Below are 23,806 nucleotides of genomic sequence, written 5' to 3'. Positions count from 1 at the left end.
TATACTTTATGAAGAAAAATAGTCTTTTCAAAATACTCTTTTTATCTGGGGTTATAGCAATAGCTTCTCCTGCGGTAAAAGCCCAGCAAGATAGCACCCTGCAAAAACCTTCTGCCCCTTTTCAAGTTGACTACTTACGCCCTGTGAGTCGTCGCATTGCCGACATCAAGATTCTTGGAGGCGAAGGCTATGCTTCCTCTGTACTTATCAGTCTCTCTGGACTTAATGTAGGAGATGTAGTAGAGATTCCCGGTATTGCTTTCAGCGATGCGGTGCGTCGTTTTATGCGCAATGGATATTTCGACAATGCCCAGGTAGTAATCGCCAAAGAGCAAGGAAGCGACATTTGGGTAGAAATTCGTCTTAAGCAACGCCCTAAAATATCTTCTATTAACTACGTAGGGGTAAAACAATCTGAACGCAAGGAATTGGAGCAACGCACAGGGCTTCGTGCCGAAATGCAATTAACCCCTAACATCGTAGACCGCACTAAACAAATCATAAAAAAGTACTTTGAAGAACAAGGGTATAGCAATATGGCTGTTGAGGTACAGCAGCAAACCGATTTGTCCCGACAAGGTTATGTATTAGTTACCGTCAATATTGACAAGAAAAACAAAATAAAGGTCGACAATATCGAGTTCGTAGGCAATAAGGCACTATCGGACAATGCTCTTAGAGCAGCTATGAAACAGACCAATGAAGTGTTCAACCTATCAAAAGGTAGATTTTGGTCGAGCATTGTAGAGATATTTAGCCCCAAAAAGTATATCGAAACCGAATACAAAGCCGATTTGGAAAAACTCGTAGCTCGTTACCACGAAGCGGGTTACAGAGATGCTGAAATCGTTTCGGAAGAAGTAACTCCTGTTTCGGGCAATGACAAGCGAGTAAAGATACGCATCCAAATAGATGAGGGCAAGAAATACTACATAAAAGACCTCCGATTTGTCGGCAATACAAAATACTCTTCCGATTACTTAATGGCAGTATTGGGTGTCAAAGCAGGAGAACTTTACAACCAAAAGAAGTTGGAAAGTCGCCTTCTCTCTGACGAAGATGCTGTTTCCAACCTTTACTACAACAATGGATACATCTTTGCACACATCGACCCCATAGAGACCAATGTTACAGCAGACTCTGTAATGCTTGATCTCCGTGTAGTAGAAGGTCCTCAAGCTACCATCAATAAGGTGCTCATAAAAGGTAATGATTTAGTCTATGACAACGTTATTCGCCGAGAGCTTTTTACTAAACCAGGCAAACTCTTCAGCAAGGAAGATTTGATGACTTCTTGGATGTCCTTAAATCAATTGAATCAGTTTGACCCTGAAAAATCTATCCCTAAACCTGTTCCTAACCCACAAGATGGGACAGTGGATATTGAGTATAATCTGGAAGCAAAACGAAGCGATAAGTTTGAGCTTAGTTTCGGTTGGAGTCAAGCAGGACTTATAGCAAGTGTTGGTATTCAGTTTACCAACTTCTCTATCTATAACCTCTTCCATCCCAGTATGTATAAGGGATTTATACCGCAAGGAGATGGACAAACCTTGGCTGTAAGTGCCACCACAAACGGTCGCTACTATCAGCAGTATAGCATCCAATTTATGGACCCTTGGTTTGGAGGTAAGCGCCCGAACTTCTTTAGCACTCGTTTGTTCTACTCTCGCCAAACAGCCTTGGACACTAAATTCTACAACAATCAGATAGGAGCTATAGGTTACAATCCCTATGGTTATGGCAATTATGGAGGATATGGCTATGGAGGATACGGTTACGGCGGATATGGAGGCTATGGAGGAGGATATGGCGAAGGCACTCTATTAGAGAAAGCCTACAATCCCAACCAGTCGCTACAAATTTTAGGTGGGTCGATTACCTACGGAAAACGTTTGAATTGGCCCGACAACTGGTTCCGCTTTACCACATCGCTCAACTACAATTACTACTTATTAAGAGACTGGGTATACGATACCTTTGAAGGCTTTCATGATGGCTCTGCCAATGACCTCAACCTCCAAGTAACCTTCTCTCGCTCATCTATTGATAATCCAATTTACACGAGAAGAGGATCAGAGTTTTCCCTCTCCGTTTCGGCCACTCCCCCCTACTCCCTTTTTGATAAAATAGACTACTCTAACCCTCGTCTACCTTCTGCCGATCGTTATCGTTTTGTAGAGTATCACAAATGGAGATTTTCGGGTAAGGTATTCACTCCTTTGGCAAATCCGCAGATAGTGCAATACACTCCCGTTTTGATGAACCGCTTCGACATCGGTATCTTAGGTTCTTACAATCCTTATAAACGTTCTCCTTTTGGCACTTACTACATGGGAGGAGATGGTATGAGTAGCTATGTAGGAGGCTATATGAACGAATCTATCGGTCTACGAGGCTACCGCAATGGTAGTATTGCAGGAAGTAACTACGATTATGCTACTGCTTTCGTTCGCTTAGCTACCGAACTTCGAGTACCCATCCTCTTTCAAGGACAAACTAACGTATGGGCTCTTGCCTTCCTCGAAGCAGGAAATGCTTGGAGCAATATCGCTGATATAAATCCGTTTAACTTGAAACGTTCAGCAGGTGTCGGGGTGCGTATTACTTTACCGATGATTGGACTCTTGGGGCTTGATTGGGGATATGGATTTGACAGACCTGACGGCTCAAATACTCGTGGAGGAAGTAACGTACACTTTATATTGGGACAAGAATTTTAACAACCAGTATGCAACCCTAAGAGGTTTAGCTCGTCTTACTAAAAGAACACAGAAGTTTTACCCTTTAATAGTAAACTAACAATGAAACGAATCCTTATTTCACTTATCATTTTCCTCTCTTGTGGAATGATTTCCTTTGCTCAAAAATATGCTCTCGTAGATATGGAATACATTTTGAAAAACATTCCTAACTATGAAATGATGAATGAGCAGTTAGAAACAATCTCTAAGAAGTGGCAACAAGAGGTACAGAAACTACAGACAGAGGCAGAAACACTCTACAAAAAATATCAGAGTGATTTAGTTTTTCTTTCTGCCAAACAAAAGAAAGAGTCTGAAGAGCAAATCGTAAAAAAGGAGCAAGAAGCCGCAGCCTTGCAGACCAAGTATTTTGGTCCCGAAGGCGAACTCTACAAAAAACGCACCGAGATGATGAAACCCATCCAAGACGAGATTTGGGAAGCCATTAAGGAGATTTCAAAAGCAAATAGCTTCCAACTCGTTTTAGACCGAGGCACTTCGGTATCATCTATGCCAACCCTGGTATTGACATTAGCGACCAAGTGCTTAAAAAAATGGGATACTCAAAAAAGTAAAACGAACAAGAACATTAGATTAAATATTGATTGACAAAATGAAGAAACTTATTATCAGCCTTATTGTGGCTCTTTTGCCAATGGTGCTATTGGCGCAGCACAAGATTGCTCATGTGAATTCTCAGGAGATTATGATGGCTCTTCCCGAAAGTGCCGCTGCTCAGAAACGTTTGCAAGAGCTGGATGCTAAGTACACCGAAGAGGTACAAACTATGCAAACAGAGTACAATAAGAAATTGGAAGCCTTTGCTAAAGAACAAGAAAAGCTCTCTGAAGCTATCCGTAAGAGCAGACAACAAGAACTCTCTGATATGCAAAACCGCATTCAACAGTCTGTCCAAGTAATGCAACAGGACATCCAAAAGCAACAAGAAACGCTTATTGCTCCTATCCAACAAAAAGTTATGGAAGCAATCAAGAAAGTAGGCGACGAAGTAGGTTGTACCTATGTAGTGGAGTCTGCTATGTTGCTCTACGTGGGTAAAGATGCTATGGATATTACAGCCAAAGTAAAAACTCGCTTAGGCATCAAGTAATTTTAGCAAAGTATTTTTTATACAAAAAGGGTCGTCTACCGATTCGGTAGGCGACCTCTTTTTTGCTTACACTCCAAGTAAGCAGTGTGTAAGATAAGGCTATTGCATAGTAGCGCTCTTGCGACATTTTTATGAACATTCAGACGCTCCTCTACTTTTGAGTATTCCCCTTTCTTTCAATGTATCAATGCTTTCTAAAGCCTAAAGTACAGTTATTCATCTGGGCAGAGCAAGTACCCACAGCCCCACTATTCTCGGTAATCGTTGCGATTACAGTATTCTGCAAAGTCTTGCAAAAAGTTCTTTTAAGAGCTTCGAAGCCCATGCGATGGTACCAAGAAGAAGTGCTACTACCTCCTCTCTCTCTTTTGTGTTTCTATCTCTCCAAAACTTTTCAGTAGTTCTATCATTTTTCAAACATCCACGGCAACAGCCATAAGGACTATTTTCTGTGGATAGGCTTCTGTTAAGGCATCTGCTGCGGCAACTAAAGTAGCCCCTGTAGTTAAGACATCGTCCAAGAGCAATATACGACTCCCCTTCTCTATACTGTCTACTCCCAGCTGAAAAGTATTTTTCATCGCTTGTAGACGCTCTTTACGAGAGCGAGTTGTTTGACTTTCACTATCCTTACTACGTTTTAGTCCATGCTCTGCAACAGGAATTTGCGTAGCCATACTTATACCTTGAGCAAAAAGAGAACTTTGATTATACCCTCTTTTTGCTTCCCTTTGACGAGTAATAGGTACAGGAATGATAAGGTCAAAATCTTCCTTACAAATACCCAATTCTAACGCTAAACTTCTACCTACTGCAACTGCCGCCTCGGCATGTCTATGATACTTTACATTGTGTATCATAGCTTGCACTCTATTGAGTTTCTCAAAGCGATAGCCACCCAAAAATCCTTGTATAGGATAAGTCGTACCCTGCAAACGCTCCCAAGCCTTATCCGTCAACTCAACAAAACGAGGAAAAGTAAGGAAACAAGAGGGACAAACTCCATACTCGTTAAGAGAAAGTCGCTTAGCACACCCTGCGCAGTAGCGTGGATAGACAAAATCAACAATAGCTCGCAGGAGTTCTCCAGACGAAGTGTGGGACTTATATCGGTAGACTTTTATAGCCATAATCAAAAACAACAAGAGACCGAAATACGGTCTCCTATATATTAGTCAACTGAGGTTTATTTTCAAAAACCAACTCTTTGGAGTACAAACAACGCTCTCTCCGACACAAAGACTTTGAATAGTCTGCCTTTCTCTCTCCTTTTTAAGAGGCGAAGCAATAAACTCACTCAAAAACAGGTAGTGCAAGAAGATTTATTTGCTCTCGGCAATCCACTGCTCAATGGCTTTGACCAGTATGTTATTAGTCTCTTCGTCTCGGGCTGTTATGCGGATGTAGGATTCGTTCAAACCATGGAAGTTACTGGCATCTCGCACCAATATATTATGGTTTGTAAGCAAATAGTCTCTCAACTGAGCTGCTGTGCCCGTCTTTAAGCGTACTAAGAAAAAAGTTGTCTCGCTGGGGATAACTTCCAAATCATCAAAGACCCTCAGCTTAGAGATAAGCTCTTGTGTAGCCCTCTGCACTTTCTAATAGGGAGCGTAAATTGAGCAGGATGAATAAGAATATACTTCGCAGCCTCGATAGCCAACGTATTGACAGACCAAGGGATAATATACTTTGAAAGCTCTTCGGTGATACTCTTATTCGCCACAATATAGCCTATTCTCAAACCGGGGATACTATAGGTATGACTAAAACTCCACACAGTAATAATATTGGAGTACTGCTTAGAAGCCCCAGGCTTTAAGAGATTGGTAGTGGTATAGTTGGCATATGCTTGGTCTATGATAAAGTTTACGTTAGGATGCTTGCTCACTAAGCGAATCAACTCCGAGTGAGACATAATACGCCCATCAGGATTGTTGGGCGTACAAAGGAAACAAAAATCAACTTCGTCCAAAGGCCACTCCTCTATTGGAGTCAAGTTAGACACCAAGCGTATATCGAAATTGTAGCGACGCATAGCATCTTCATAATCGCTAAAACTTGGCACAGGTATCAACACCTTTTTGCCAGCAAAGGCTTGAGCTATAAGGTAAAAAGCCGAAGTCGGTCCGTTGGTTATAACAATGTTCTGCTCCGAAAGCTCGTGACGACGAGCAATCATCTTACGCAAAGTAGCACCATCGGGTTCGGGATAGTGCTGAATGCTTTCAGGAAGCAGTTGGATTAAGTGCTCTGTAAGCAACTGATTGTCGCCTCCATACCATACGGTAGAGCTAAAGTTTAGTAAGGAGCGATTGTTTTCTACGCAGTGCTCTTCGCTATTTACATGTATCATAATAATGTGATTTAACTAATTATGCCCAGAGCCTCATAGGTGCTTTCGAGCAGTGTGAGGCGCGTTTTTTGAGAAATTAATTTATTGTTGAGTCGAGTTGGATAAGTACGGTTAGAAAGGAATACAAAGACCAACTCATTGGAAGGATCTATCCAGACAACACATCCCGTAAAACCACTATGCCCAAAGGTTTGCAGAGAGGCAACCTCAGGTATATTCACTCCTGGACGTCCTATCTCGAAGCCAAGCGAACGCCTGCCTCCTACACCTCTTGTAGAGCGAAACTGACGCACCACAGAAGAAGGTATTATCTGCTGTTGGTGATAAGAGCCATTGTCCAAAATCATTTGAGCTACCTCCGCCAATTCTGTAGCTGTGGCAAAAAGACCTGCATTGCCTGCTACTCCACCTCGGCAAGCAGCTGTCTCATCATCTACAGTACCCCACACTTTACCTCTTAGAAAGCATTGTTCTTGGGTAGGAGCTATCTCTAACTCTGAAAACCTTTTCAATGGTAAATAACCCAAAGAGTGTAGTTCCATAGGTTCGTATAGCAGCTCTTGTGCTAACTGCTCTAATGATTTACCTGTGGCACGCTCCGCCATTACTCCAACGAGAATAAAACCGACATCACTATATCGGTATGTATTTCTCGATTTGAGGGGAGTCATAGCAATCTTTTCCAACATCTCTTCCTTAAACGAGTTACGCAAATAAAGATGATTACCGAAAGGAATGGAGAACTCTCGGCTTTTCTCCTCTGCCACCTTACTTTCATCGTACTGTATAGCAGGATTTACCCACGTATTGCGAGCTATCTGCTTCCAACCCGATTTACTTCGATAAGAGAATAGAGGAAAGCCTTCGTAGGAAGAGGGGTTAAGTAAATCAACATAAAAGTTAATGGTAGGAATAAGCCCAGATTGATGAAGCAAAAGCTCTTTAAGAGTAATACGAGCAACAGGTGTATTCTTCACTTCGGGGATATATTTATCCACTCGATCCGAGAGCTTCAATACTCCCTGTGCAACCAACTGCATCACTATGGGAGTAGTGGTCAGGCTTTAGTAATTGACGCCACATCGTAAATCGTATTCTTACCTACCGAAGTAGAAGAGAGCGTACCCTCCGTAGTACCAAAAGCATTGTTATACACGCTCTTCCCTTTGTGGAGCACTACGATTTGGCACCCAGGAAATACTCGCTCTCTTATGGATTGCTGTACGATGCGCTCCAAAGAGGCAAAATTTCGAGTAGAGATTTCCGTAGTAGAGACTACTCGACTATCGCCTTGAGATACTGGGGATGTCGTAGCCCCCTTTCTCACTTCCTTGGGAGGAGTTTGTACTATCTCTACATCGTTAGGATCTATATTGAAGTAACGCCCCACGACGGCTCTCTGTGCCTCTTCATTAGCCTCATAAGCACAAGCTACACCTTGGATTTGAGAGAGAGTAGACTGCCAATGAGACAGGGCATAAGGCGAAGTAAAGAGGGTAAAAACCACCTGTGTACGCTCCGCTATTTGGGCTATAAAAGCACTATGAGGAGAGCCTTTACCTACAAAACAATTTACAAAAACTACATCGCATTTTGCCAACTCGTCTAAATTCTTATTTTGGTCTGGAAGAGTAGCCTTAGCAGATAGCTGTAGCTGTTTAGTTATAGGCACTCCTATCTTTCGTAACGTTTTTCCAAACTCTTTAGGAGCTTGTGCAGAAGCATAAATATCTACCACACCGTAGGAGCGTTTACTTTTCCTACTCAAGGGAAGGAGAACATTTTCGCCACGTACTATTTTGATGGACTGCCACCAAAGTTCGTTCGCCAAGGTGCGAGCCTCTGGAGTATTGAGCTGGGTATAAAACTCCTCTTGCGTCCAAGTAGGCACATCAAGAGGTTTCAGAGAGCCTCCCATCAAATACCATTTGTAGAGAAGTATTTTACGACACCGATTTTCAACTTCCTTTTTATCTATTACCCCAGTCTGCACTGCTTGGAGCAATTCTTTGTGGGTGGTTGCAGCATTGATAGGTCCCAAGAGGAAATCATTGCCCGCAAGGAAAGCACGTACACTAATAGGATGCATCCCCTTCTGTTGCATTCCTTTCATCTGCATACCATCGGTAAAAATAAGTCCCTTAAATCCCATTTTTTCCTGCAGCAGTGTGGTCGTAATCTTTTTGCTCATTGAAGCTGGAGTACCCGATTTGTCCATCGAAGGCACATTGAGATGCCCTACCATAACCCCTCCGAATCCACGATTAAAGTAGGAGGTAAAGGGAGCCAATTCGAGTTCTTCTAAGTCTTTCTTCTTGCCGATGATCGTGGGGAGAGCATGGTGCGAGTCGACCGAAGTATTACCATGCCCTGGGAAGTGCTTAGCTACAGAGAGCACACCTCCATGCTCCAAACCCTCCGAATATGCCAACCCATAACGAATTACAGTCGTTTTATCTTCGCCAAAACTACGTGTGCCAATAACGGGATTGCGAGGGTTGTTGTTTATATCCAATACAGGCGCAAAATTAGCGTGAACTCCTATCACCTTGCATTGCTGTGCCATACTAACTCCAAAAGCATACAGTAAGCTTTCTTCTGTCACGTTGCAAGTGCCATATTACGAGGATAACGTATTGTATTAGAGAGGCGCATTGCCAATCCCCACTCGGCATCAGCAGTTATCAACAGAGGTATGCGCATCTCCCTTTGAAGGGCTCGATTCATTACCCATTGGTCGTAAGCCTCTCCCTTTTGATAGAGAATACCTCCTGCATAAGAGGCTTTAAGTTCCGCCTTAGCCCTCTGAATGGCAGTTTCGGAAGAGGAGGGGTAAATCACGGGGATAATGAGTTGCCCTACCTGCTCTTCAAGCGTCATCCGAGACAGGAGCTCTTCCACCTCTCTCTCCGCCTGCGCCCTGCGAGAGGGTTCTATTATACGAGGATAACCCTGCCCCCAAAGGGAACAAGTAATGGAACTCCATAGGGAGACCCACAAGAGAAACGATAGCAACCGATACTTTTTCATCTTACCTACAAAGGTACTCCCATTTATCGAGACCTCAAACAGGAGGTAAAAAGGGCTTTATCGGAGTTCTCAAAAAACGATATAGAGAGATGATGTAACCATTAACCCTTGTAACCCTAAACATCTGTACAAACTCTCAAAAGGATTAGTCCTTTCGAGTGTAACCATTAACCCTTTTGAAACCGTCTTTCAAATCCTTTGAAGAAATCTACCAAGAGGAGACGAAAGATAGGTTTTAGCCAACTCGTTCCTCTCTCTCAGACGGCTATTACTCATATCCTTTTTGTATCTTTCGAACATCAGATAAGTAATCTCTATTAGAATAGAAACATTTGCCTATCCATCAGATGCCTATGAAATCTTTCCGTTCGATAATTTATCCCCTCACACTGCTTGTAATGGTACTTAGCTCTATACCCTTATTGGCTCAACATTCACAAGTGTTGGAGCAGAAGATGCAAGAATTACAAAAAGCACAAGAAGAGCGTCTCCCAAGCGAAGTAATTGCTATAGTTGATGCCACCCTTCCCCTCGCTATCAACCTCCAAAACGTGGACTTTATCTGCCAACTTTTGGAGGGGAAAAAGGAGGCTCTCAAACAGAAAGATTGGGGCGACCCTCTGACTCTTTTCTACGAAGATATGCATCGCACTAACCAAGCGATCTCCTCTTTTGAACCATCTGCACAGATAATTTGGCTTCTTTTTCAACTACATCACTACTCTCAACTCTACCTATCGCCTCAAGAGATTTTCACGGTAGAAGTTCATCCCTTTCAACCTCAGTATTGGAGTTCTTCAGACTACAAGGCTTTCGTAAGTCAAAAGATAAAAAACCTATTCCTCCTACTCACAAAAGTAAAAGAACAACAGGGACAAAAGGCTCTTCTTCAAAGGTATAGCACCTCGAGCCAATCGCTCCAAGAGTTGCTTCAGCAGGGTACCCCCTACTGGTATCTCGCTTTAGACAAAGTAAATTGGAGTGGTATTGCTCGCAACCTAAAGCGAAAAGAGCGTTTAGAGTGGGCACGATTTATACAACAAGAAATTGACCTCTTAACTTCTCACTACCCACAAGAAAAAAGATTGATTGAATGGCTCAATAGCTCCATTCAGTACCATGTAGGTACTGCCCCCATTCATAAAGCAGAGAAGCAATTAGCTGAGTCTATTTTTACTATCTACAAAGAAAAATGGGCATACCCTTTGGTCGTAAAAACCGTGGAGTACTTCGCTTCAGAAGGGCAACCCGCGCGAGCTATCGCGCTCATCGAAGAGTACAATGCCTATCACGCATCTAACCCCAGCAAGCAGTTGCAACAACTGGCCATCACCTTAAAGCAACCCTACAGCCAAGCAGACCTATCCAACTCAACTCTGCTTGTAGGCAGAGAAATTCATTTGTATATCCAAAGCTATCAGATTAAAGAGTACACTTTAACTCTACTGCAATGCCACTACAATGAAAATGAAAAAGAGTTACAAACTTTCGAAAAACAGTATACTACCCTACTCGTAAAACCTTCTAAACAAGAGCCCTATACTCTATCTTTAGACACTATATCTCTGAAAAATCTCCCCGTGGGAGACTATCGGATAAGACTCTCGACCAATGAACTAAAAGACTCCGAAGCAGTGCAAACCTTTGACCTACAAGTAGTGGACTACCTACCCGTAGAAATAGAACTTGCCTCTAACCAAAAGATGCTACAACTCTTAGAGGGCTGGAGCGGTAACCCTATAACATCGCCCTACAAACTGTGGCACAAAGAGGAGTACAAAGAAAAAGCCCCCTATACGCTATTAAAAAAAGTTAGCCCCGATAAACTGGGATGTCTGCCCCTAAGCCAAGAGATTAAAGCTATTCAAAAAGAGAGTGGCATGCCCCAACCTCTACTCAAAATCAATACCTACTTGTATGGTGGGCAACCTCGCTTAGAGTTCGGCAAACGTGTACAAAAAGCAGAGATTATAACCGATAGAGGGTTATATCGACCAGGACAAAAGGTTCAATTCGTCATAATAGCCTACCAAGTAGGGTATCAACGAAAGGAGGCTCAAGTACTCCCCCATCAAGAGCTTCAACTTATCCTATTAACACCTTCTGGAGAAGAGCTTATTCGCCAAAAGCTATCTACCGATAGTATAGGAATGGCACAAGGCTCTCTGACTCTACCCTCCATAGGTCAAAGAGGGACTTACCGACTTTCAATAAACACACTCCAAGGCAAATTCTTAGAGAATTATTACCTACAAGTAGAGGAGTACAAACGCCCCTCTTTTGAAGTTACTCTACTCCCTTTGGAAGGTAGCTACTCGGTAGGAGATACTGTAATGCTAAAAGGCACCAGTCAGACTCTATCAGGACAACCTCTGAAGGGGGCAGAAGTACGCTATAAACTATTGGGACAAAAGTTTCTTTGGGGGGCAAGGTACATCGACTACAACCATTCCGAAAGAGAGCTACTTAACGAGGGTAAGTTTGCCATCGAAGCCTCAGATGGTTCTTTCGCTATCTCCCTTCCCCTCGAAGATTTAAGCCTTTATTCTACAGAGAGCGAAGAAGAAAGCAAGCTCGAAAAACCCTTTCAATACCATACTTACATTTGTGAAGTTACAGTAATAGCCCCCTCGGGCGAAAGTCAAACAGAACAGAAGTTCTTAACCATAGGCGACCAAGAGGTTTATTTAGAGTATATCGGTAGCACGACTTGGGTTAAAGAGCAAGGAAAGGCAGAGCGAGAAACACTCCAACTTAAAGTATCCAATCACGAAGGAGAAACTCTAAAGGGAGTTGTACAATATCAACTAAGAAAAGACTCTCCAGATCAAGGAGTTATTGCCTACAGAGGGGAGCTATCGTGTTATGAAAAGCATGCCCTACCCGATTCTTGGCTCTCGTTACCCTCGGGAAAGTATTACCTCTCATTCTCCTACACATTACCCTCGGGAAAAGTAATAGAAAGTACTCCAGAGGAGATTGTTATCTTCTCCCTTCGAGATAAAAAACTAACTCTCGGAAAAGACCTTTGGGCTTTTGCACCTCGACTTTCGTTCACGGATCAAAAATTACCCGAACTATACATCGCTTCGCAAAGCGATAAGCAACCCATTTTTTACCTCGTCTCCCACGAAGGAGGTACAGAGGAGCTAAAGCAACTTCCCTTGATGGGGCGTAACACCCTACAACGACTACACATCTCCCTCCCTTCTAAGCCTCTCGCCCCAGAATATGAGGTGCAAAAGATAAACGTGCTACTCTACACCGTAAAAGATGGAGTGCTATTAGAAAAAAGGATTTCATTCCAAAGAGAAGAAAAAGCTCAAAATCCGACACTAACGTGGCACAGCTTCAGAGATAGGGTTATAGCAGGCAGTCAAGAGCAATGGAGCGTACAACTATCGTATCCTAACCAAAAGCCTTTTGCCCACGCTCAGAGTATGGTTTGGATGTATGATAGTGCCCTTGACTACATAGCTCCTTACACATTACCTGAATATACCCTCGTGCAACCCCTCTATTTCTCCACGGCTACGGTGCGCTCCCTACTCTATACGGGCAATCTCTATCCCCAACCTATGCCTATTGCATTAGAAAGTACAAGAACTGGCAGAAGCAAATCTGCATTAAGACAAAAAGGAAGAAAAGATACCTCTTGGGCAGAGATCGAAAACGCTGTGGAGAGCATCGACAGCGATACTTTCGACGAAAATCAAGCTAAGAAAAGTGTCAATGCTATACGACACAACTTTGCAGAAACCGCCTTTTTCTACCCCAATCTACAAACCGATACAGAAGGTAAACTTACTTGGTGCGCTACTTTGCCCCAAAGTATCACTCGCTGGCGTTTATGTATTTTTAGTTACGACCCATACCTAAACTACACCAACCACGACCGCTATATTGAGGCATACAAGAAGTTCAGCGTAGAGCCTATGATGCCCAGATTCGTTCGCATCGGAGACGAAACACATATACAAGGCGTTATCCGCAATCTTACTGAAGAGTCATTAGAGACACGTGTCGTTTTTGAAGTTTTCGAACCCTCTACCGACTCGGTTTTATATTGCACCGAACAGAGCCTTATACTAAATGCCAACAGACAAGAGGCATTCAAATTTGCCTACTACCCTACCTCTAATTATCCAATAGTAGGGATACGCATTGTTGCCCAAGCAGGAGCTTTCTCCGATGGTGAACAACACCTTCTTTCTCAACTCCCCGCAGGTAAAAATATACAACAGGCGTTCCCTATCGTCAATAAAGGAGAGCGCACTCATCTTTATTCGCTAAAAGAGTTGTTCCCTAAAAATACAGAACCCCAAGGGGCTTTCCTAACTGTTAATGTAGTAAGTAACGCCGAATTATTGACTCTACTTGCACTCCCATATCTTTCGATGCAATCGTCTGTCAATTCAGTTGATTTGTTAGCCTCTATTTATAGCCAATCAACACTCAAAAGACTACTTCAAAAGCCAGCTATTAAAAATTGGATGAAATGGAAAGAAATGCAACTTCGATATGGAAAAGAAGCAGGTCGCCTATCTACTACCAATTTACCTCAACAACAGCCACTGGAAGAAACGCCTTGGAAGTCTTTTGCTCAAGCAGAAGAAGAACATACTCGTGCACTACTCCGATGGACAGAGACTCCCTCCCAAACATTATTAACTCTTCTCTCCGACCTCCAGAAGATGCAACAAGATAGCGGTCACTGGATCTGGTACAAGGGAATGAGCGAATCACCCTATCTGACACCGATTATCATCGAAATGTTAGGACGCATAACTCCTAACCTAACCAATACACAAGAGAGAGAAGTTGTACAAAAGATGCTATCCAAGGCTTGGAAAGGGTATGTGCAAGATTTGCTAAAAAGATATGATACTGAAATAAAAAAAGCAGATTCTAACAAGGCTATGCTCTACCCAGCTATAGAATACCTCTACTTACATCATCGTTTTAGAGCAACCAAGGAAATAGAAGATTCGAAAGAAAAAGACTTCTATTCCTATGCCCTTACACTATTGAAAAAGGAGGCTCAGCGCATCCCCCTTAGCTTATTGCCATCCTCTGCTATGGCTCTTTACCATGCAGGAGCACACAGAGAGGCAGAAAAAATGGCTCGCTCTTTAGAAAGTCATCTAAGCCCAAACAACGAGAAAGGAGCTTTTTTTGCAGGACTAAACAATAGGTATCATTGGTATAGCCCTTCTATGCGTATGCAACTTATCACAATGGAGCTCTTTAACCTCATAGGAGGTCGGGAAAGCACTATCAATGCTATGAAACACTGGATAGTAAATCAAAAGCGTACTACTCTTTGGGACTCCCCTCTTGCTTCGATATGGGCTATTGAAAGCCTCTTTTCAAACGAAGAAAAAGATAAGGCAAATTACTCCCTTGATACCATTTCTATCACACTCCCACTAAGAACTGGAGGTACTCTCTTGCAAAAGGGAGAAGAGGTACAAATAACTCGACCTTTAGAATCTTTAGACCTCTCCCTCCCAGTGAAGGTAGAACAGAGCGCAAGAGACAAGCAACTTTGGGGTGGTGTACATGCCTCCTTCTATCAAGATTTTGAAGAGGTCGCTCCCCATGATTTACCCTCTCTCTCGGTAAATCGTCTTCTTTTCGTTCGTCACCAAGAGGCGGGAGAAGAAAAGCTCATCCCCATAACAGCAGAAACTCCTCTCTCTGTAGGCGATAGGATTATTACCCAACTACATATCAAGTGCGATAGAGATTTTGATTTCATTGCTCTCATCGACACACGTATCGGAGGTTGTGAACCTGTCGAACAGACCAGCGGTTATAAATGGAATAAATCTATCGACTACTACCGTGAGATTAGAGACTCCGAAACACGTTTCTACCTCCAGCACATATCGAGAGGAGAACACTTTTTGCAGTACGAGCAAGTCGTAGTCCGCTCGGGATCTTACACGGCAGGAATTGCTACTCTACAAAGTGCCTATGCACCTGAATATAGTGCCCACACAGGAGGAACTCCTCGCATTACGATACAGTCGACCGACAAATAATGCCTCTGCAATAATCTCAAAAAGTAGCAAAAGAGAGATAAAAAGGTTTTCAGAAAATAGAAATGGAGGGTAATCTCTAAAGAAACCAACTTAGAACATAAAAAAAGATGCTTCAAAAACTCATTGTCTTGAAGCATCTTTATGTACAAATTCGTATACCGATTAGAATTATCTCCCAAAGAAAGAGAGAGATTGTGGAGCTGGAGGGGATTGAACCCTCGTCCAAACGCGGAATGAATATGCTTTCTACATGTTTAGCCTTGCTTACAATTTTCGTGGTACTCCTACGGGAAAGGCAACCAAAGAGATACCCTTATTCCATGATCTAAATCAGACAACCACCTCATGGAAAGAGTGGTGCTGAACCCCGATATACGTGCGTTGCCTTACTCAAGGAACTTCGGAGCAAGAGTCTTGGGCAACGTCTCGTCCGAGCCTATCGGATCAGATTAAGCAAGCTAACTTACTATACTTCGGTTAGGCAGCGAGAGCGTAATTATTTTCGCCAACTAAAAAATTCGATGCTTGAGATTAAAGTGAGAGAGCAACAACTCACTACATGCTTACCTACCCTTCGTCACGCTGTCAAAGCCATGTCAGCCCCATATAATATAACACCAACACTGTTGCCAAACAACTTAGATAGAAAACAAGTTAAAAAGAGAACGCTATCTCTCTCAACTCAGCTTCAAAGGTACGAAAAAGTCTATTCAAAACAAAAAACTCGGGTGCCGGAAATTCCTAAACAGCTCCATAAAAAATTACAGAACTATTTTTTCAAAGAATTCTATCAAAAGAACAACTCCCCCTAAGCTCTTTTTAAGAGTGTTGTATAGTACTTTATTGTCGTCAACATTTGAGAGAATGCTACATCCTTCTTGACTCTCTTTTCTTTTTTATTGGAGTCCTTGTTTCTCAAAAGTAAACTTGTTAGCTGTTTATTGTCCTAAAAGATAATGTCCTAAAAATTTTTGAGAACAAGCCTCTTACCGACTCAGCAAGGCTTTTTTCTAACCTCAAAAACTTTTATCAAGCACCAATGTTTTCTTTCTTATTATCAAATTCTCATCCCCCATCATTCCACAACTAACACAAAAAAGGTGCCTATAAAACTATAAGCACCTTTTTGAAACATTTATCAAGCTCCAATTAGTCCAACTTGTGTACTACAATACCTGAGCGCAATTTAGGTTCAAACCATGTAGTCTTTGGAGGCATAATGTTGCCAGTATCGGCAATATCCATAATTTGTTTCATTGTAACAGGATAGAGAGCCAAAGCAACTTTCATCTCCCCACTATCTACACGTTTCTTTAATTCGCCTAATCCACGGATACCACCAACAAAGTCAATGCGCTTGTCCGAACGAAGATCCTTAATGCCAAGGATTTCATCAAGGATTAAGTTAGAAGAAATAGTTACATCCAATACACCGATGGGGTCGTTGTCGTCATAAGTACCAGGCTTAGCGGTTAATGAATACCACTTACCACCCAAATAGAGAGAGAAGTTGTGGAGGTTGCTGGGATGATAGATTTCTGTACCCTTAAGCTCTACTGTAAAGTTCTTTTCCAACTTTGACAAGAACTCTTCATCACTCAAGCCATTAAGATCCTTAACCACACGGTTATAATCAATAATAGTAAGCTGATTAGCTGGGAAGCAAACAGCCATAAAGTAATTATACTCTTCGTCGCCTTTATGGTTAGGATTATTCTTAGCCTTCTCTGCCCCAACAAGAGCAGCAGCTGCTGAACGGTGATGACCATCGGCAATATAAAGAGCTTCGAACGTAGCAAATATTTCAGTAATGCGCTTAATATCTTCCTCTTTGTCTATAATCCAGAAAGTATGACCAAAACCATCAATATCTGCCACAAAATCGTACACTGGCTCATTAGCAGTATACTTTGCAACGATAGAGTCTAACTCTTGGTTTTCGGGATAAGCGAAGAAAACAGGCTCCAAGTTAGCGTTATTTACACGAACATGTTTCATGCGGTCCTCTTCTTTATCTCTACGAGTTAGCTCATGCTTTTTGATTACTCCATTGAGATAATCATCTACCCAAGCTCCAACTACAAGACCGTACTGAGTCTTGCCATTCATTGTTTGAGCATATACATAGTAGTTTTCCTTCTCATCTTCTACGAGCCACCCATTCTTCTGGAAGAGTTGGAAGTTTTCTACCGCCTTTTCATATACACATTCATCATGCTCATCGGTACCTATAGGAAAATCTATTTCAGGCTTAATGATTCGGTATAGAGACATCTCGTTACCCTTAGCCTCTTCTCTCGCCTCTTCACTGCTCAATACATCGTAAGGACGAGAAGAAACTTTCTCTACGAGATTTACGGGAGGGCGTAACCCCTTAAATGGTTTAATTCTTGCCATATGATTATAAATTAAAAAGCTGGACAAAGTAGAATACAATTCTATCTACAATGTCCAGCCTTTGTTCAAACATTTACTTATTTATTTACTCTAAAACGTTCTTCACCTCTCTTGATAAAACCTACAATCTGATTGGCAGCAGCAAGTCCAGCATTATTATTTGCTTCTGCTGTTTGCGCTCCCATCTTTTTAGGAGTAGAGAAATAACGATCTCCTAAAGCAAGCATAGCTTCATGATTGCCAGGCATAATATCAGTTATGTAAACGAGGTCTGTACGTTCTGTCAATGCCTTAAGAATACCTTCCTCATCAATAATCTCTTTGCGAGCCGAATTGATAACCACTGCATTTTTAGGCATCTTCATCAAGAGCTCATAGTTAATCGACTTCTTCGTTTCATCTGTAGCTGGGGCGTGAAGAGAAACAACGTCACAGTTGGCAAAAAGCTCTGCAACAGATGCTACTGGTGTTGCACCTGACTCTTTAATAGCCTCTGCAGGGATGAAAGCATCATAGGCGTAAACATCCATACCAAAGCCTTTAGCAATACGACCTACATTGCGACCCACATTACCATAAGCCAAGATACCAATCTTCTTGCCCATCAATTCGCTCCCTGACTTTCCGTTAAAGCGGTTACGAGCATTGAACACCAAAAGTCCTATCACAAGCTCTGCAACGGCATTGGCATTTTGTCCTGGAGTGTTCATCACACACACATTGTGAGCTGTTGCTTCTGCAAGATCTACATTATCGAAACCTGCACCTGCGCGAACTACAATCTTTAGGTTTTTAGCAGCATCAAAAACCTCCTTATCGATGATATCACTACGAATGATAATAGCATCAACATTGGCAACAGCCTCTAAAAGCTGACTCTTCTCTGTATATTTTTCAAGAAGAACGGTCTCAAAACCTTCTGCATCGAAGATTCCCTTGATACCCTGTACTGCGGCAGCAGCAAAGGGTTTTTCAGTTGCAATAAGAACTTTAGTCATAATTTTCTTACTCGATATTTTAAGAGTGCTCTATAACCCCATCTTTAAGACTTTAGGTTATAGAGCAAGTGTTATTTGTTAGAATGAATTTATGCGTGCATGCTTTCGAATTCCTTCATTGTCTCAACGAGGGCTTTAACGCTCTCAAGAGGACAAGCATTGTAGATACTTGCACGGAATCCACCTACAGAGCGGTGTCCCTTAATACCTACCATACCACGCTCGGAAGCAAACTTAAAGAATTCAGCTTCTTTGTCTTTGTATTCTTCGTTCATCACGAAGCAAACATTCATCAAAGAACGGTCTTCCTTAGCAGCTGTTCCCTTGAACATCTTGTTACGATCGATTTCGTTGTAGAGCAACTCTGCCTTCTCCTTATTGAGCTTGTACATAGCTTCAAGACCACCGATAGATTTAACCCACTTCAAGGTTTCGTGCATCACGAAGATAGAGAATACAGGAGGAGTGTTGAACATTGACTTGTCACGCTCTTCACCACCACAGTGAGTGTTATAATTCACCATTGTAGGAATTTCTCTTCCGCTTGTTCCAATCAAATCTTTACGAACAATTACGAAAGTTACCCCTGCTGGCCCTACGTTCTTTTGAGCACCACCGTAAATCAAGCCATACTTCTTAACGTCTACAGGACGGCTCATAATGTCTGAAGACATGTCTGCTACCAATGTTACAGGGCTATCAATATCTTCGTGAATTTCTGTACCGTAGATAGTATTGTTAGTTGTAATATGGAAATAGTCTGCATCTTTAGGGATGGTATAACCCTTGGGAACGTAAGAGTAGTTCTTGTCTTCAGAAGAAGCAACAATCTCCACTTCTCCATACAACTTAGCCTCTTTAGCTGCCTTTTTAGCCCAAACACCTGTTTGCAAAAATGCAGCCTTCTTGCCCATAAGGTTAGCTGGAACTGTGAAGAACTGTGTACTGGCACCTCCACCCAAGAACATTACCTCATAGTTATCAGGAATGTTGAGCAATTCGCGCCAAAGGTCAGCAGTTTCCTTCATGATACGTTCCCAACCGGGAGTACGGTGAGAAATTTCGAGAATACCGATTCCTGTGTTGTCGAAATCACGGATTGCTTCGATAGCTGCATCTATCGCAACTTTTGGGAGGACACAGGGTCCCGCATTGAAATTGTGCTTTTTCATTGCTGAAATTACCTTTTATTTTATCTTGTTTATATAGTCAACCATTTAATAGAAAAGAGGTAAAAACTCTCCAAGTCAAAACTCAAAGCTCCTTAATTACCTCTATCGTCTACAAAGGTAGTCAATGTTTTGAGACAAAGCAAGTAAATACCTTTTTAACCCTTACTCCTCAGACAAGTTTTCGATTTCTCTAATCCACATAGTGCTAACGGCATCACTCGGCATACGCCATTCACCACGAGGAGAGAGGCTCACACACCCCACCTTAGGGCCATCGGGCATACAGTTTCTCTTGAACTGCTGACTAAAAAAGCGACGGAAGAAGAGGAGCATATACTTCTTTATAACAGAAGCCGAATAACTTCCATGGAATGCTTCACGAGCCAAATAGAATATTTTACTGGGTTCACACTTTTTGAAGAGGAAATGATAGATAAAGAAGTCATGCAGTTCATAGGGACCTACAATATCTTGTGTCTTTTGCGCCATTTCTCCATCGGTAGAAGGTAACAACTCTGGACTTATAGGTGTATCGACAATATCCAATAAAGTCTTAGAAAGTTGTTCGGATGTACTTCTAAAGCGTGCGTACCAAGCGGTAATAAGAGCCACAGACGTTTTGGGAACAGTGGCATTGACCGAATACATAGACATATGATCTCCATTGTAGGTACACCAGCCCAGGGCTATTTCAGAAAGGTCTCCCGTACCAATAACAGGGGCATTCTTCTGATTTGCCATATCCATTAGCAATTGTGTGCGCAGACGCGCCTGAACATTTTCAAAGGTTGTATCATGTACCTCAGGATTATGCTCTATCTTCTTAAAGTGTAGCAAGCAACTCTCCGTAATATCTATTTCTTTCTGCGTAACCCTTAGCTCCTCCATCAGCGTGCGAGCATTGTGAAGAGTTCTCGAAGAGGTCCCCATCCCCGGCATAGTAACCGCAACGATGTTCTCTCGAGGGATCTGTAGTATATCAAAAGCAGTGGCTGTAACCAAGAGAGCCAATGTAGAATCCAGCCCTCCCGAAATACCAATCACAGCGTGCTGGGCTTTCATGTGGCGCAAACGTTGTATCAAACCGCACACTTGTATCTCAAACATTTCTTCGCATCGCTCATCGGGATTAACCCCATCAGGCATAAATGGATTACGCTCTATGGGACGATCTACGGGAGCCGATGCTTCATCGGAGCGAAGCGAAAAAGGAATTTCCGTGATAGTCTCTTGAGTAAAATGAGAAACTGCTGCCTTAAAGCTACTATTAAGCAATCGTTCTGTCTGAATATGAGAAACATCTATATCACTAATTATCATACGCTCCTTATACTCAAAGCGCTTCATCTCCTTGACAACCTTACCTATCTCCGAAATGAAAGCCTTACCTGTATAAACGAGGTCGGTAGAACTCTCTCCATAGCCACTGGAAGTATAAACATATCCACACAAGCCTTGCGAAGAAAGTCCACTAATGATAGATCGTAGATAGTTATGTTTACCTGCATTTTCATTGCTTGCAGAGAGGTTGAAGATGATATGTGCCCCATACAAGCTAAGACGTGTACCGGGTGTGTAGGGCGTCCACATATCTTCGCAAATTTCAATACCTATACCGACCTTTCCTGAACGGAATAGGATGTTGTGTCCAATGGGAACCTCGTGATCGCCTATATACACGGTTTTGTATTGGAGCACATCACTTGGCGAGAACCAACGTTTCTCTTGAAACTCCCTATAATTAGGAAGATAAGTCTTGGGAATAGCTCCTAATATACGCCCCTTTTGGAGTACGACAGCACTATTAAAAAGTTTCTCTTCGACACGAACTGGCATCCCAACAATAATAAGAGTTTCCGTATCGGCAGTATCTTCTGCCAATTTGCAGAGTGCTACATTAGCCTCTTCCAATAGAAAAGGTTGCAGGAAAAGATCGCCACAAGTGTACCCCGTTATAGAGAGTTCTGGAAAAGTAACAATCTCTACCCCCTGAGCATCTGCCTGATGCACCATTTCGCTGATGCGTTCAATATTATAATAGCAGTCTGCCACATGCACATAAGGCACCGCTGCAGCCACTTTTACAAAACCATGTTTCATCTTTATTATCGTATAGTAAAATCTCTTAGTTATTAGGAACTGGTACGGCTGTTCCTCTAATCTGTGCTAAAAGCCCCACAAAGATACTCTTTACTCTTATATTATAAAGGTATAGAGAATCAAGCTACTGGCATGGCTCGAAGAAAGAGGGTAAAATAAGTCTATAAAAAACTTTTTCCGAGAGTGTATCGTGGTCTCATTTTGACATCCAACATCTAAAACCTATTTTTGTAACGTTATTGTATGAATAAAAGTGTAACTCCCCAGCTATTCGATGCCGATTTCTTTGATCGGATACAGAACCCTAATACAAAAAAGGAGGCTTTCTCGGAATTGGTATCTACCTACTCTGCCTCTCTGTATTGGCAAGTAAGACGTATGGTACTGAGCCACAATATGGCTGATGAGATTGTTCAGGAAACATTTCTCAAGGCGTGGAAATCTATCGATAAGTTCAGAGCCGATGCCAAGATATATACATGGCTCTATCGCATTGCTATAAACGAATCTCTCAATTACATCAATAAGCAAAAACGGGTCAAAGAGCTCTCTATAGAAATAGACGATGACAATCGTTACCTCGTAGAGAATGTAGCTTCTGACCCTTATTTCGATGGAGATGCTGCAGAGGTGTTGCTACAAAATGCCATCAATACGTTACCACCTAAACAAAAACAGGTTTTTCTTCTCCGTTACTATGAAGAGCTAACCTATGCCGATATTGTGGAACTTACAGGTATAAGTGAAGGGTCTCTCAAAGCCTCTTATCACCATGCTGTGAACAAGATAAAGAAATATATAGAGGAGCATCATTAAACGAACTCACCCCTTCTCTGTCCTATATACTAAAATACTATTTTCAGTTTATTTTGAAGCATCCTATGGATTTAGAAGAAAAACTTCTACGCTCTGCGGCAGAAAGCAAAAAGCACTATACAACACCTGACAACTACTTCGAGGAGATAAGCCAACGTGTTATGGCAACTATTGAGAAGGAAGATGCGCTGAGCTCTGTCTCTGCAGGAGAATCTATCTCTTCCACTACTCTATGGGTACGTTTACGTCCCTATCTCGGTTTGGCAGCAGCTTTTCTGCTTACTATCGGCATATTTCGTCTCTTTAACTACACTCGTGAGTCCATAATGGAGCAAAGAACACAGCAAAAAGAAGAGATGATGGCTAAGGAATTATCTTCTGAACCCATAAGTGAGCAAGATTACTACGAATTTCTAACCAGCGAGTATGCGGAAGACTTTGAAAACAACTGGTTAGAAACCTCTCTATATTCCCACTAAAAACAACTATCAACCCCTTATGAAACGTACTATATTCACCCTTCTTTTACTATCAAGTATAAGTCTCGTACTACGGGCTCAAACCCCTCCTCGTTGCCTTGCTCAACGCAATGCGTATGTGTGCACAGAATTGGGTCTCTCTGATGAAGAGTGCGAAGTAGTAAGCACCCTACTCAATGAGCTTGACACCAAACGAATAGCCCTTTGGAAGGAATATAAGACTCAAGCATTACAACTTAGAGACAAAAAAGAGGTAACCCAAGAGGAGGTACTACTCCACCTCAAACAACGTACAGAGTGGAAGATAGCAGAGAGCAAACTCGTAGAAGAGTACTACACACGACTTTGCCAGCATATCTCGCCCGAAAAAGTATTGCTTTTGGAACATACTCAACGTAAGTTTGGGCGCAGTTTGATGCGAAAAAAACAAGACAATCCAACGACTAAAAGCGAGTCTCAACAGAGAAAAAAGCCTAAAGGCAATGAGCCAAAACGAAGATAAGTTATATCTTTGCTCCGTTTTCCGATTATAGGAAACGAGTTTAGTTACACATTT

16 protein-coding genes, 1 other RNA gene and 1 pseudogene are annotated in these 23,806 nt (G+C 42.2%); 7 read left to right on the top strand and 11 right to left on the bottom strand.

The window, feature by feature from the left end; all coding sequences use genetic code 11:
• Positions 1-8: 8 nt before the first annotated feature.
• The 3 genes and pseudogenes from JCM15907_RS04235 to JCM15907_RS04225 all read left to right on the top strand — a co-directional run bounded on the left by JCM15907_RS04235 (position 9) and on the right by JCM15907_RS04225 (position 3,855).
• On the top strand, positions 9-2,723 hold the full coding sequence (locus tag JCM15907_RS04235) for a BamA/OMP85 family outer membrane protein (protein WP_025842839.1): 2,715 nt from the start codon (positions 9-11) through the stop codon (positions 2,721-2,723).
• A gap of 81 nt (positions 2,724-2,804) precedes the next feature.
• Positions 2,805-3,319, top strand: a pseudogene (locus JCM15907_RS10675) (OmpH/Skp family outer membrane protein).
• Positions 3,320-3,357: 38 nt separating this feature from the next.
• Complete coding sequence (locus tag JCM15907_RS04225) at positions 3,358-3,855, top strand: OmpH/Skp family outer membrane protein (RefSeq protein ID WP_025842838.1); 498 nt, start codon at positions 3,358-3,360, stop codon at positions 3,853-3,855.
• 413 nt (positions 3,856-4,268) lie between these two features.
• Here the strand turns inward: JCM15907_RS04225 and JCM15907_RS04210 are convergent, their stop codons facing one another.
• The 6 genes from JCM15907_RS04210 to JCM15907_RS13605 form a co-directional block, all read right to left on the bottom strand.
• On the bottom strand, positions 4,269-4,985 hold the full coding sequence (locus tag JCM15907_RS04210) for a ComF family protein (RefSeq protein WP_025842837.1): 717 nt from the start codon (positions 4,983-4,985) through the stop codon (positions 4,269-4,271).
• A 192-nt stretch (positions 4,986-5,177) separates the two neighbouring features.
• Positions 5,178-5,453 carry an aminotransferase class I/II-fold pyridoxal phosphate-dependent enzyme gene (locus JCM15907_RS13625; RefSeq protein WP_277906916.1) on the bottom strand — a complete coding sequence of 92 codons (276 nt, stop codon included), beginning with the start codon at positions 5,451-5,453 and terminating at the stop codon, positions 5,178-5,180.
• Positions 5,417-6,211 (bottom strand): aminotransferase class I/II-fold pyridoxal phosphate-dependent enzyme, encoded by a 795-nt coding sequence (locus JCM15907_RS13620; RefSeq protein ID WP_277906915.1) that lies wholly within the window; start codon positions 6,209-6,211, stop codon positions 5,417-5,419. The genes JCM15907_RS13625 and JCM15907_RS13620 overlap by 37 nt, the downstream gene beginning before the upstream one ends.
• 11 nt (positions 6,212-6,222) lie before the next feature.
• Positions 6,223-7,257: a serine hydrolase domain-containing protein gene (locus JCM15907_RS13615; RefSeq protein WP_304621619.1), complete on the bottom strand. Its 1,035-nt coding sequence runs from the start codon at positions 7,255-7,257 to the stop codon at positions 6,223-6,225.
• 11 nt (positions 7,258-7,268) lie between these two features.
• Positions 7,269-8,816 carry a glycoside hydrolase family 3 protein gene (locus JCM15907_RS13610; protein WP_051522374.1) on the bottom strand — a complete coding sequence of 516 codons (1,548 nt, stop codon included), beginning with the start codon at positions 8,814-8,816 and terminating at the stop codon, positions 7,269-7,271.
• Positions 8,813-9,241, bottom strand: coding sequence for a glycoside hydrolase family 3 N-terminal domain-containing protein (locus JCM15907_RS13605; RefSeq protein WP_051522373.1), 429 nt, complete (start codon positions 9,239-9,241; stop codon positions 8,813-8,815). The genes JCM15907_RS13610 and JCM15907_RS13605 overlap by 4 nt, the downstream gene beginning before the upstream one ends.
• A gap of 353 nt (positions 9,242-9,594) precedes the next feature.
• Between JCM15907_RS13605 and JCM15907_RS04195 the strand changes: the two genes are divergently transcribed.
• Positions 9,595-15,288: an alpha-2-macroglobulin family protein gene (locus tag JCM15907_RS04195; RefSeq protein ID WP_159099909.1), complete on the top strand. Its 5,694-nt coding sequence runs from the start codon at positions 9,595-9,597 to the stop codon at positions 15,286-15,288.
• A gap of 192 nt (positions 15,289-15,480) precedes the next feature.
• Here the strand turns inward: JCM15907_RS04195 and ssrA are convergent.
• The 5 genes from ssrA to JCM15907_RS04160 form a co-directional block, all read right to left on the bottom strand.
• Positions 15,481-15,892, bottom strand: a transfer-messenger RNA (tmRNA) gene (ssrA, locus tag JCM15907_RS12590).
• A 545-nt stretch (positions 15,893-16,437) separates the two neighbouring features.
• Entirely contained in the window at positions 16,438-17,685 is a 1,248-nt protein-coding gene (locus JCM15907_RS04175) for a DUF1015 domain-containing protein (protein ID WP_025842833.1), read from the bottom strand.
• 77 nt (positions 17,686-17,762) lie between these two features.
• A complete protein-coding gene (locus JCM15907_RS04170) occupies positions 17,763-18,683 on the bottom strand; it encodes an NAD(P)-dependent oxidoreductase (RefSeq protein WP_025842832.1) in 921 nt (306 codons plus the stop codon).
• Between the two features lie 89 nt (positions 18,684-18,772).
• Complete coding sequence (serC, locus tag JCM15907_RS04165) at positions 18,773-19,855, bottom strand: 3-phosphoserine/phosphohydroxythreonine transaminase (protein ID WP_025842831.1); 1,083 nt, start codon at positions 19,853-19,855, stop codon at positions 18,773-18,775.
• A gap of 162 nt (positions 19,856-20,017) precedes the next feature.
• Complete coding sequence (locus JCM15907_RS04160) at positions 20,018-21,955, bottom strand: NAD(+) synthase (protein ID WP_025842830.1); 1,938 nt, start codon at positions 21,953-21,955, stop codon at positions 20,018-20,020.
• Between the two features lie 243 nt (positions 21,956-22,198).
• On the opposite strand from JCM15907_RS04160, the gene JCM15907_RS04155 reads away from it, so the two are divergent.
• From JCM15907_RS04155 to JCM15907_RS04145, 3 genes are all read left to right on the top strand, one after another.
• Positions 22,199-22,771 carry an RNA polymerase sigma factor gene (locus JCM15907_RS04155; RefSeq protein WP_025842829.1) on the top strand — a complete coding sequence of 191 codons (573 nt, stop codon included), beginning with the start codon at positions 22,199-22,201 and terminating at the stop codon, positions 22,769-22,771.
• 65 nt (positions 22,772-22,836) lie between these two features.
• Complete coding sequence (locus JCM15907_RS04150) at positions 22,837-23,250, top strand: hypothetical protein (RefSeq protein ID WP_025842828.1); 414 nt, start codon at positions 22,837-22,839, stop codon at positions 23,248-23,250.
• Positions 23,251-23,269: 19 nt separating this feature from the next.
• Positions 23,270-23,752, top strand: coding sequence for a hypothetical protein (locus JCM15907_RS04145; RefSeq protein ID WP_025842827.1), 483 nt, complete (start codon positions 23,270-23,272; stop codon positions 23,750-23,752).
• The last annotated feature ends 54 nt before the right edge of the window (positions 23,753-23,806 follow it).

Origin of the sequence: Porphyromonas gingivicanis JCM 15907 (assembly GCF_000614585.1) — a bacterium.
Taxonomy (GTDB): domain Bacteria; phylum Bacteroidota; class Bacteroidia; order Bacteroidales; family Porphyromonadaceae; genus Porphyromonas; species Porphyromonas gingivicanis.
The sequence above is the reverse complement of the archived record's forward strand: the minus strand, read 5'-3'. Positions and strand labels throughout refer to the sequence as shown.